This window comes from Helicobacter mehlei (assembly GCF_003660265.1).
GTDB classification, from domain to species: domain Bacteria; phylum Campylobacterota; class Campylobacteria; order Campylobacterales; family Helicobacteraceae; genus Helicobacter; species Helicobacter mehlei.
In genome coordinates, this window is the sequence record NZ_QXQP01000005.1 from 82031 (window position 1) to 93158 (window position 11128).

9 protein-coding genes and 1 pseudogene are annotated in these 11128 nt (G+C 45.5%); 7 read left to right on the forward strand and 3 right to left on the reverse strand.

The genetic code is table 11. The annotated features are described in order from the left end of the window. Positions 1–163 precede the first annotated feature (163 nt). On the forward strand, positions 164–2083 hold the full coding sequence (locus EAO36_RS02860) for a methyl-accepting chemotaxis protein (protein ID WP_120947687.1): 1920 nt from the start codon (positions 164–166) through the stop codon (positions 2081–2083). A 112-nt stretch (positions 2084–2195) separates the two neighbouring features. Next, positions 2196–3323, forward strand: coding sequence for a tRNA methyltransferase (locus EAO36_RS08665; protein ID WP_235852353.1), 1128 nt, complete (start codon positions 2196–2198; stop codon positions 3321–3323). On the opposite strand, the gene EAO36_RS02870 is transcribed toward EAO36_RS08665, so the two are convergent. From EAO36_RS02870 to EAO36_RS02880, 3 genes are read right to left on the reverse strand one after another with little or no spacing between them, the layout of a single operon-like run. Beyond that, complete coding sequence (locus EAO36_RS02870; RefSeq protein ID WP_120947688.1) at positions 3320–4465, reverse strand: NAD(P)/FAD-dependent oxidoreductase; 1146 nt, start codon at positions 4463–4465, stop codon at positions 3320–3322. The genes EAO36_RS08665 and EAO36_RS02870 overlap by 4 nt on opposite strands. A 55-nt stretch (positions 4466–4520) precedes the next feature. After that, positions 4521–5159 (reverse strand): ABC transporter ATP-binding protein, encoded by a 639-nt coding sequence (locus tag EAO36_RS02875; protein WP_120947690.1) that lies wholly within the window; start codon positions 5157–5159, stop codon positions 4521–4523. Positions 5160–5167: 8 nt separating this feature from the next. After that, entirely contained in the window at positions 5168–6364 is a 1197-nt protein-coding gene (locus EAO36_RS02880; RefSeq protein ID WP_235852191.1) for an apolipoprotein N-acyltransferase, read from the reverse strand. A gap of 194 nt (positions 6365–6558) precedes the next feature. Between EAO36_RS02880 and EAO36_RS02885 the strand changes: the two genes are divergently transcribed. The 5 genes and pseudogenes from EAO36_RS02885 to EAO36_RS02905 form a co-directional block, all read left to right on the forward strand. Next, complete coding sequence (locus EAO36_RS02885) at positions 6559–7155, forward strand: CvpA family protein (RefSeq protein ID WP_120947694.1); 597 nt, start codon at positions 6559–6561, stop codon at positions 7153–7155. Between the two features lie 10 nt (positions 7156–7165). Further along, a complete protein-coding gene (lysS, locus tag EAO36_RS02890) occupies positions 7166–8668 on the forward strand; it encodes a lysine--tRNA ligase (protein WP_120947696.1) in 1503 nt (500 codons plus the stop codon). Next, positions 8661–9911 carry a serine hydroxymethyltransferase gene (locus tag EAO36_RS02895; protein ID WP_120947698.1) on the forward strand — a complete coding sequence of 417 codons (1251 nt, stop codon included), beginning with the start codon at positions 8661–8663 and terminating at the stop codon, positions 9909–9911. Before lysS ends, EAO36_RS02895 begins: the two co-directional genes overlap by 8 nt. A 9-nt stretch (positions 9912–9920) precedes the next feature. Then, a complete protein-coding gene (locus EAO36_RS02900; RefSeq protein WP_120947700.1) occupies positions 9921–10463 on the forward strand; it encodes a DUF1882 domain-containing protein in 543 nt (180 codons plus the stop codon). A 26-nt stretch (positions 10464–10489) separates the two neighbouring features. Further along, a pseudogene (locus EAO36_RS02905) lies at positions 10490–11128 on the forward strand (SPOR domain-containing protein); the annotation flags it as partial.

The window sequence follows — 11128 nt, forward strand, 5'->3', positions numbered from 1 at the left end:
GCCCACACCGCCCACCAACACGCCGATTAAAAACATGAGCAAAAATAAGTCCAAAAAACCCATCGCCAACCTTGTTTTTGGGATTATAGCATAGCTAGCCCGCTAGGTAGCATTTTAAGTATTTTTTCTCTATAATGGGGGATCGCCTAAAATTGGACTTGAAATGGGATTTAAGAAAAAGATTGCATTGGTGTTAGCCACCGTTTTATTAGTAGGCTTTGGCACTTTTGGGGTTTTTATCGAGCGTTTTGTGCAAAAAATTGTGGTGAAAAGTGTCAAGGCTAATTTGCTAGAAATGGCGCACTCTAGCACGCGTTGGATTGCCGCTTGGAATGAGGATGACTTGCGTTTGTTCAAAATTGGGCTAGAACGCGTCGAGGCGTTAAAAATAACGCCTAACCATCTCCCTAATTTGGAACACTTGCGCGCAATTCTCTCTTATACCAACCAGACCCTACAAGCCTTGCACGTCTATATTGGACTGGAGAATGGAGCGATGTATTCCACCTTAGAAACGCCTAAAGGTTATGATCCTAGGGTGCGCGATTGGTATAAGAGTGCCAAAAGTTTGAAGAAGGCTGAGTTTTACGGTGAAATTTACAAGGATGCCTTTACACAAAAGTTGGTCATGGCCTATAGCGCGCCTCTTTATGTTGATGGGGAATTTGTAGGGGCTATGGGGGCGAGCGTTCCCCTGACTTTTTTCACCGACCATGTCAGCCTCTTGCGTTTTGGGGAGGAAGTGGGGGTTAGCATTTTGAGCGATAAGGGTTTTGTCATCACTTCAACCCGCTTAGAGGCAGGGATTGACATCCACAACTCTAACTCTGCGCTTAAAAATCTTTTTGACAAGATTGTAGCCCGACAAGAGGGGGTTTTAGTCCATACCGATCAAGGCCAAAAGGAGTTTTTGGTTTTCACCACGGTGCCTAGGTATAATTGGAAAATCATCGCGCGTATCCCTGTTAGTTTTGCCCTTAAAAGCGTGTCCTCTTTGCGGATTTTAATGTTTGGCATCTCTAGTTTTTTCTTGCTCCTAGTCTTGCTTGTCATGATCTCTTGGATTTACTACCTAGCCATGCCCTTAGAACGTTTAAATAGCTTGAGTTTGGACTTGACCAAGGGTAGTCGCGATTTGACCAAGCGTATCCCTCTCACAGAGGAGCAAAAGGGCAAAACCAAAGATGAGATCATCTCCATCGCCCAGCACATCAACACCTTTATTGAGCACATGCAAACCATCATGCTCAAATTCAAAAGTAGCGGATCGTCAAATGCCAATATCGCCCAAAGTGTGCGCGCTAAGGTCATCGAGATTCACAAGCGTGCAAGTCGGGCGATTGAGGTGCTCAAGGGCACGTATGATCGCAGTGAGAGCAATGCAAACAAGGTGCTTGATTGTTTGCAAAACACCAATAGCAATAACGAGAAGCTATACAGCACGGGCGCGCAACTCCAGCAAGTGCAAGAACAAATGGAGTCCCTCAATGCACGCTTAAACACCAATGCCAAACAAAGTGTAGAGTTTTCGCATAAACTTGAGGAGACCTCTCGAAGCACGGATAACATCAAAGAGGTTTTAACCATCATCGATGACATTGCTGCCCAAACCAACTTATTGGCCCTTAATGCCGCCATAGAGGCCGCGCGGGCGGGCGAGCATGGGCGCGGATTTGCGGTGGTGGCTGATGAGGTCAGAAAATTAGCCGAAAAAACGCAAAATAGCTTGACAAGTATTAATTCTACCATTAATGAGATGGTACAAAGTGTGGGCGATGTGAATCACAGCCTCAATCAGAATGCCCAAGAACTCGTGGAAACCGCCAAGTTAGCCACCAGCGTGCAGACGATTATGCAAACCAGCATGCAGAATATCCAAGAAGTGATCGATAACACCCGTGCAGATGTCAAAGAATTAGAAAGCGTGGTTGCGCACACCCAAGAGATGAACGATGAAATCAGCCAAATTAACACCATTGCTAGCCAGAACTTAGAAGACATTAGCGATATCCACAAAGCCAGCGACACCTTTGGCGATATCGCTAACGAGCTTAACGCAGATTTAGAAAAGTTCAAGGTTTAAGGCCACAAGAAGGCTTGTAAGATTATGTGCCATTTCAAATAAAATGATACGGTTACTTCTCTTAGCTTTCTTGGTCTTAAATCTGCAGGGCAAAGAACATGTATTGACTATCATGATTCCAATGGAAAAACCCAAAGAAGCTAAAAACACCCAATTTTTCAAGGCGTTTAAGACACTCTATGACTACATGGACAAGTCTTTTAAAGAAATAGAACCTCATGATCCAAACGAGAGACAGTCTTATCCCGATCGTCTATCAATCATGGCAGATTATACAGATGCCTCCATCCCCCTAGCCAAAGCTGTAGCTAGGCAAATACCCTTTCTTCAAGAATTTAAACCCAAAAACCAAAGAGAAGAGCTTTTCTTAGCCCATGTTAAAGACATGGAAATACCCCATGTCCTAGATGTAATCGATATCCTCACCCCCATCCCCGCTACCCATAGAGTAAAACCAAAAACCGCAGCCCATATGTTTTTAGATTCCGTTGCCTTTCTCTACACACCTTTGTTCAACGCCCACAAGGCTGGGCTAGATGTGATCGCCTATCTCCAACAACTCCACAAGGGAATTTCTCAAAAACAACTCGATGGGAGCATCCAAAAGATCATAAAGTTGTTTGATGAGGGTGTTCACCAGATCGGATTGTTCAACACGACAAGAGATCTTGACAAAGTGTTTAAAAACATTGTCCCCCATCAACCTTTTAGAAAACGCCTCACCCAAGATATGTATTATGCAGGAAAACTGATGGGGGCTTTTAGGTTAGACTGGGGCGAATGGGCTAGTATAGTTGTCAGTACAATCCTAAAGAGTGAAATACCACCAACCTTTGTGTTGGAGAATGACTTTTTTGTATTTGTGAGCAAAAACGCCCAACGCATAGACCCCGAACACCTCTTTGATTACTACATAGCACGGGTGTTCCCCTTAAATCGTAACGCCTCTTTTTACGATCGCTTACAAAATGACGACCCCAAGATTTTAAAAGACACGCTAAACGACCACCCCACCATGTGCCTAAGCCCTAAATATTTAAGCCCCAAATCCCGCCAAACCTGCCTACAACTCTTCCAAGCCCAAACTTACAACGCCCAAGACATTCAAGAGCAATTACACCTTCTGCGTTTGATTTCCATTGATGATGCCCCCTGTGTGTATTTAGACCCTAAGGATAAACTCCAAGTGTTTAAGTCTAATAATGCGATCTGCCAAACCCTACAAAAGATTGAATTTTAAGGGTTCACTTTTAAAGATCGCTCCCATTTCCATTCCGTGTATTTTTTCAGCCACGCAGCAATTTGACCGGCAAAATTAAAACGACCTACACGTCCAATAGCATAGCGCGCACCCAAAGAGCAGATCAAGCCCTTTTCTTGAAAAATAAAGGGCGCATTTGGGGCCTTATCCTCTAGGATCAGCCCAAATTGGCTACCCAAGTAAGCCCCCATTTGGCTAGCTAGCTGGGCACTTGCTGGATAGAATTTGCCCAATGGGTTTTTAAAGGCTGCACAATCGCCCAATACAAATATGCCTTGTTGTGGCATGTCCATAGGTTCTAAAAAGGCATTGACTTCTACTCTAGCGCGCGCGCTCGTCAAAAAGGGGGAGTTTTCTACCACTTGATTTCCCCTAACCCCACAAGTCCAAAAAATAAAATCTGCCATGATATCTTGTTTTGCGTGTTCTTTTTGGACCACCACCCTATCCGGGCAACATTCTAAAATCTTAGCTCCCACCTCTAAATGCACACCTAGACTCTGTAAATAAGCCACGCCCTTTTGCACCAACCGATCAGAGAACATGGGTAAAATTTGGGGCATAGCTTCTATGCATGTGATTTTAGCTTGGCTGGGATCAAACCCGTATTTTTTGAAAAACTTAGGGAGATGATCGCTTAGCGCGCCTATGAGCTCAATCCCACTAAACCCACCCCCGCACACCACCACGCTAAAATGCCCCTTGCAGGCTTGGATGGCTTGTAATAACTCTTGGTGGGTATTTTGTGCCTCTTTGTAGCTAACAAGTGCCCTTGTATGTTCTCTAACCCCATGCACCCCAAAACCCTCACTAGAAAAGCCCAGCCCCACAATGAGCTTATCATAGGCATATACGCCCCTTTGTCCCCGCACGCTTCTCGCTTGAATCTCTAGCACCCGATCCTCTATGAATTGCACGCCACTAGGTAAGATTTTAGAGAGTTCTAGGGCATGTTGTGATGCCCCCATTGCTACTTCATGCAAGAGAGTGCTAAAATAATGCAACGGACTTTTTGAGATTAAAGTAATTTGGCATTTTTTGTGCACAGATACACTCAACGCTTTTAAAAAGGCTAAGGACGCATAGCCTGCTCCCAAAACCAACACTCTTGGTGAATTCATGTGATATACCCTTTGTGATCTGCTAGAGATTTTTTGTATGCATAGACGTAGAATTTTAAACTTGGCGGAGTTGTTGGTTTTCTAAGAGGTAAGTGCGGCTACAATCCCGGGCGATTTTTTGATCGTGGGTGGCGAGCACTAGGATGCCCTTGTTGTCGTGAATATAGGCATGCATGGCTTGCATCACGGCTAGGGCGGTGGTGCTGTCTAAATTGCCCGTAGGTTCGTCTGCAAAAATGATTTTGGGCTTTTTGGTGAGGATTCGAGCAATGGAGAGGCGTTGTTGTTGCCCGCCACTCAGTTCGCCAACATGTTGGTTTAGGGTGTGGGCGATACCCAGAGTTTCTAAAAGTTCTGGAGAAATGGGCTGTTTGCTCAAAATGGAGGCCACTTGGAGATTTTCAAGCGCATTAAAACCCTTAAAAAGGTAGTGGGCTTGGAAAATGATCCCAATGGCATAACGCCTAATATCCAAGAGGGTTTTTAAGGGCAAAGCGTAAATATCGGGATGTTCTAGCAAACCAACTTGACCCTGCAAGGGTTGTAGCATGGTAGATAGGTGGTTTAAAAGGGTGCTTTTACCACTCCCACTCACCCCTAAAAGGGCAATGGATTCTTGAGGGCGCACATGCAGATGCACATCTTGATAGAGCCAAGTATCAAAGCGGTGGGCGATATGGGTGGCTTCTAACATGGTTGTCCTTAATAGATATGATCGCCTAGCAAAGCGGGGGTTAAAATATAAGAGGGGGAAAGATTGACGCTGTGGATGATGGTTTTATTAAAGCGTCTAGCGTAGTATTTTAAGAGCATGCGTTGCAAAAAGGGCTCAATGCTGGGTACAAACCATGCGTTGTTGCTGATGACCACCAAATTTGGGGGGCTATTTTCATAGGCTTGCCTAGAAGTGCCCTCATAGCAGACAAGGGGTCTAAAATCTAAATGTTGGGTTTTGATGTCGCTGAAATGGGGTGCATTGCCTAATTTAAAAACATCGGCTCCAAAAAAGAAACGATCCAAGTAGTCGGCTAAAAAACTAGGTAAGGGCATGCGCTCCCCAAAGGGGGCTAGAATGACTTTATGGGCATAGTGGTAATCCCCCTGATCAAAAACATAGGTAGAGTTGTAGATCGTGTCATTTTCTTCATAAAGTGCGCCGGTGATGATGGTGATTTGCTGGCTTAAGCTCAAAAGTGTGGGGATCAAGTTACTTTTATTGAGCGCGATGGGGAAGGCGGTTTCTGGCAGGATCACTACTTGTTTTTGGGCTTGGATGGCTTGTTGGATGGTGGTCAGATTAAGGGCGATTGTGGCATCTAAAAATTCAGGTTGCCATTTTGTTTTTTGGCTGGTGTTGGTTTGCACCACTTCTAGGGCGTTTGGATCAAGCGTGCTAGCAGGTTGTTTCCAGTTGATACACAGCACCAGCAACACCACAGCCAAGATTTTAGAGGGGGCATATAGGGACTTAAAGAACATAAAATTCTTGTAGCGTTGCATGAAAAGAGCAATCGCCACGATCACGCCTAAGAAACTGAGTCGATCCACTTTGAAACCCGAGTAGGCAAAAAAGGCATCGGGGACAAACCAGTCAAATCCAAAGGGGTGGATGTAGCTAGAGAGCCAAAGGGTGACTATGCGGTATAAAAGGGAATTAAAATAGAGCAGTCCATAAAACACCACCGCATAACACAGCGCGATTAAAACCATGATCAAGGGCATTAAAAAGACATTGTCATTGTAGCGGAAACTCAGCGCACACCAATAAAACAAACCCAAACCCACCCAAAATCCAAAGAAAAAACGCTTTTTAGCCGGCACGCTCAAATATGCCCACACGCTCAAAGGCGCGCTAAAACTCCCAAAGATCATCAAGGGTATGGGGTGATGGGCTAGCAATAGAGCACCATAGACGGGCAATAAAAACAACGGTATACACACACATACAAAGCCATAACCCCTCCATAACGATCGCGCAGACAAAGTACCACCTAATTAATAAAGTTTTGCCTATAATTTTAAGATTATAATTGTAGAATACGGCTTAAAGTCTTAAAAAGAATAGCACTTGTGGTATTAGGGAATGGGCGTTAATGGCTTACTATTTTGATGTTACGCTAGCTGTTTTGATTTTACTCATTGGGATTCGGGGTTTTTACAAGGGCTTGATTGATGAAGTGGCTGGCTTGCTGGGCATTGTGGCAGGCGTGTATCTCGCCTCTAGATTTGCCGGAGTTGCCGGGGAATGGTTTTCTGGTCACATCTACCACATACCCAACGACTCACTGGCTACTTTGATAGGCTTTGTGATCGTGTTGGCCAGCATCTGGATTGCATTTTTGATCCTTGGTGTTTTTGTCAGTAAGCTGGTGAATCTGAGTGGTTTGGGCATCATTGATCGGGTTTTGGGATTTATCTTCTCATGCGCCAAGATGTTTTTAGTCTTTGCCTTTCTAGTCTATGGTCTCTCCAGGTTATCAGCCATGAAAGATGTTGATCAGTATTTGCGCACCCATAGTCAAATTTACCCTTATATGCAGGAGGTCGCCTCGCATATCATGCAATTACAAGGCGTGCGCGAGCTTAGCAAGGTGATCCAACCCAAAAGTTCTACAGGAAAGCCCGCAGATAAGCCCGCAGATAAGCCCCAAGAGCCCCCAACCCCTCCCCAAGAAAAAATCAATTTGTAAAGTTTGATCCATGTTTGATAATCCCTATATCCAACAACGCATCCAAAAGGGCGAGCATTTGCGCCAAATGGCTTTAAATCCCTATGACAACCAAGTTACGCGCACTCTAGAAAATGCCACATTTTTAGAGCACTTTAAAGACTTGCACGCCCAAGAAGAGTCTAAAGACCCCAGTAGCGTGCATGCCCTCGTGGGGCGGGTGCGTTTTGTCCGCTTGATGGGCAAGGCGTGCTTTATGAAGATCGAAGATCAAAGTGCCTTAGTACAAGTCTATTTGTCCCAAAACGATGTGGGTAAAGAAGGTTTTGAGAACTTTAAAAAATGCGTGGAAGTGGGGGACATTCTCAATGTAACGGGCTACCCCTTTGTTACCAAAACGGGCGAATTGAGCCTACACGCCACCACTTATAAAATCCTCACCAAAGCTATTGTGCCCTTGCCTGAAAAATTCCATGGCTTGAGCGACATTGAGTTACGCTACCGCCAACGCTATGTGGATTTGATTGCCAACCCCGAAGTCAAAGAGGTTTTTAAAACCCGTAGCCAAGTTGTGGCTATTATCCGCCGTTTTTTTGAGCAAAGGGGTTTTTTGGAAGTGGAAACTCCGATGATGCACCCCATCGCTGGAGGGGCTAATGCACGCCCCTTTATCACCTACCACAATGCTCTAGAGGTGGAACGCTACCTGCGTATCGCCCCTGAATTGTATTTAAAACGCTTGGTGGTGGGCGGGTTTGAGGCGGTTTTTGAGATCAACCGCAATTTCAGAAATGAGGGCATGGATCACTCCCACAACCCCGAATTTACGATGCTGGAATTTTATTGGGCGTATAAGACTTATGAGGATTTGATCGCGCTGACCCAAGAATTATTCCATGAACTCTTAAAAACCCTCCAACTGCCCACCCAAATCCCCTACCAAGACTTAATGATTGACTTTAACGCCTTTAGTGTGATGAGTTTTAGGCAAGCACTCTTGGAAATTGGAGGCATAGCGTTGGGAGTTTTAGAAGACCCCGAGCAATTAAGAGATTTTTTAACCCGACAGGGGGTGACCTTGGAGGTGTCTTTAAATTACGGGCAACTTTTAGCGCAAGCCTTTGATTTGCTTGTAGAACCCAAGCTCATTAACCCGACCTTCATCACGCAATACCCTATAGAGATTAGCCCTCTGGCACGCCGCAACGATCGTGATCCCAGTATCGCCGATCGCTTTGAGCTTTTTATCGCGGGCAAGGAGATCGCCAATGGCTTTAGTGAGCTTAACGACCCAATCGATCAATATACCCGTTTTGAGGAACAAGTCAAAGCCAAAGAACAAGGCGATGAGGAAGCGCAATTCATGGATGAGGATTATGTTTGGGCATTAGGGCATGGCATGCCACCCACAGCTGGGGAGGGGATCGGCATTGATCGGCTGGTGATGTTGCTCACCAATGCCAAGAGCATTAAAGATGTGATTTTATTCCCGGCGATGAAACCCCTACCCCCCAAAGAGAGAGTCCATGAATAGACCTTGTTATGTACAAAAGAGCGACCCAGAGATTTTTAGCTACCTGCAAGAGGAATTAAAACGCCAAAACGACCATCTGGAGATGATCGCTAGTGAAAATTACACCTTTGAAAGTGTGATGGAGGTGATGGGGAGCATTCTAACCAATAAATACGCGGAAGGCTACCCCTTTAAACGCTACTACGGGGGCTGTGAAGTGGTGGATAAAATCGAACAATTGGCCATTGATCGGGCTAAAGAGTTATTTTCCTGTGCATTTGCCAATGTCCAGCCCCATTCGGGGAGCCAAGCCAATATGGCAGTCTATCACGCTTTGCTCAAGCCCTATGACAAGATTTTAAGCATGGATCTAAGTTGTGGGGGGCATTTAACGCATGCTTCCCCGGTGAGTTTGACGGGCAAACATTTCCATGGCTTTCACTATGGAGTCAATGATCAAGGCTGGATTGATTATGACCAAGTGCGCCAAATCGCTAAGTTGGTGCGCCCCCAGATTATTGTTTGCGGGTATTCAGCCTATCCTCGCGAAATTGATTTTAAGAGTTTCCGCGAAATTGCTGATGAGGTGGGTGCATTTTTGCTAGGCGATATCGCCCACATTGCTGGGTTGGTCGTGGCTGGCGAGCACCCCCACCCCTTCCCCCACTGTCATGTGGTGAGTAGCACCACACACAAGACCCTAAGAGGTCCTAGGGGCGGACTGATTTTGAGCAATGACGAGCAAATCGCCACTAAAATTAATCGTGCCATTTTTCCGGGCACACAGGGTGGGCCTTTAATGCATGTTATCGGGGCTAAGGCGGTGGGATTTCTAGAAAATCTCAAACCCACTTGGAAAATTTACGCTAAACAGGTGAAACAAAATATCCAAGTCTTGGCGCAAGAACTCTCCAAACGCGGGTTTGAGCTGGTGAGTGGGGGGAGTGATAACCACTTGATCTTGATGCGTTTTAGCGACTTTACGGGCAAGGATGCCGAACAAGCCCTAGGGCGCGCAGGTATTGCCACCAACAAAAACACGATCCCGGGTGAGACTAGAAGCCCTTTTGTAACCAGCGGATTAAGGCTAGGTTCAGCAGCTCTGACTAGTAGAGGCATGGAAGATAAGGCTTTTGCCTTCATTGCCAATAAGATTGCTGATGTGCTAGGGGATATCCACAACACAGACAAACAAGCCCGCATTAAAGCTGAGGTTGCCGAATTTGTGCGCCCCTATCTAAGTTATGACTCCCCCATCTTTTAAAGGATAATAATGACTGAGATGGATTTAAAACTCATTAAAATGCAAACAAGCCATTATTTTGAGCTCAAACTCGGTTTGGGGCAGAGAGTTACGCATTTGGGGCGTTGCTACTATGACAAGTTCGAACGAGTCGATGCCTCTTTGAGCTCCACGCTGATTCAAAAACATTGGAAAAAAGAGATCACCATTGCACATGGCTTGATTTTGGCTAACAACAAGGTCGAAAATATTGTCTTTGATTACAACGGACGCACTCCCGATCGCTTTTACCATAAAGCCCAACTCTTGCTAAGAGAGGAGGGTTTTATCAACTTTACCGCCTATGAGAGCAAAACCCCGGGGCATTTGCATTTGTACGTGCATAAAGGACACACCGAGCTAGGTGAAGGGTATCGTTTGGCTAAGACCCTTTCAATGAGGTTGGCACAGAACCTGCCTAATGAATGGCGGGTTTTTCCTAATAGCGATCTCCCTCCTTTTTTTAATATCCTCATCTTGCCCTATGCTATCTTTGCCAAAGAACGTGGAGCAAGCTGGGCGAAACATTTGTAGGTTTCAGATCATCTTAAAGGAAAGACATGGACAATAACTCCGAACTCAATCAAGAATTGAATAAAAAACTGAGCGAGGCTTTGGCCGAGGAATCTAGGGGTTCTGGGGTTAAAAAGATCTTGCTAATTGCGGCCATTGCGCTCATCGTGTTGGCCGTGGTGTTGGTCGTGTTTTGGAAAACCTCTCGAGAGCCAACCAAAAGTGTAGCCACCCCACCAGCTGATCAGAGTTTGCAAAAAGTGGGCAATATCCATGATAATAACTTTGAAAACCTGACCTTAGAACCCTCGGCTAACAAAAAACAAGAAGATAAGTTTGACAAAATCGTACAGGACATCCAAGCCAGACAAGCTAAAACTGAGGGCGTGGAAGAGAGTTCCAAGCTTTTAGCCCTCCCCACCAGCCCCCTAGATAAGAAAACAGAACAGTCTCCAGTTAAAAGCGAGTTGCACCCCCAGCCTCTAGAGCAAAAACCGATGCAGGCTGAAAAACCCAAGTCCCTACCCCCCCAACACACCCAAGAGAAGCGTGCTGAAAAACATGCAGAAAAACACGCCCAAAAGCATGCCACAAAGCCCCAAAAACACGCTGAAAACAAGCATGTCGATAAAAAGACTCCCCATGAGGTGAAAAAGCAACCCGAAAAAAGCGCGCAAAAACACCCG

Excerpts from the sequence above, each read along its gene's own strand:
- EAO36_RS02860 (WP_120947687.1), top strand. The coding sequence starts at position 164 with ATGGGATTTAAGAAAAAGATTGCATTGGTGTTAGCCACCGTTTTATTA.
- EAO36_RS08665 (WP_235852353.1), top strand. The coding sequence starts at position 2,196 with ATGATTCCAATGGAAAAACCCAAAGAAGCTAAAAACACCCAATTTTTC.
- EAO36_RS02870 (WP_120947688.1), bottom strand. The coding sequence starts at position 4,465 with ATGAATTCACCAAGAGTGTTGGTTTTGGGAGCAGGCTATGCGTCCTTA.
- EAO36_RS02875 (WP_120947690.1), bottom strand. The coding sequence starts at position 5,159 with ATGTTAGAAGCCACCCATATCGCCCACCGCTTTGATACTTGGCTCTAT.
- EAO36_RS02885 (WP_120947694.1), top strand. The coding sequence starts at position 6,559 with ATGGCTTACTATTTTGATGTTACGCTAGCTGTTTTGATTTTACTCATT.
- lysS (WP_120947696.1), top strand. The coding sequence starts at position 7,166 with ATGTTTGATAATCCCTATATCCAACAACGCATCCAAAAGGGCGAGCAT.
- EAO36_RS02895 (WP_120947698.1), top strand. The coding sequence starts at position 8,661 with ATGAATAGACCTTGTTATGTACAAAAGAGCGACCCAGAGATTTTTAGC.
- EAO36_RS02900 (WP_120947700.1), top strand. The coding sequence starts at position 9,921 with ATGACTGAGATGGATTTAAAACTCATTAAAATGCAAACAAGCCATTAT.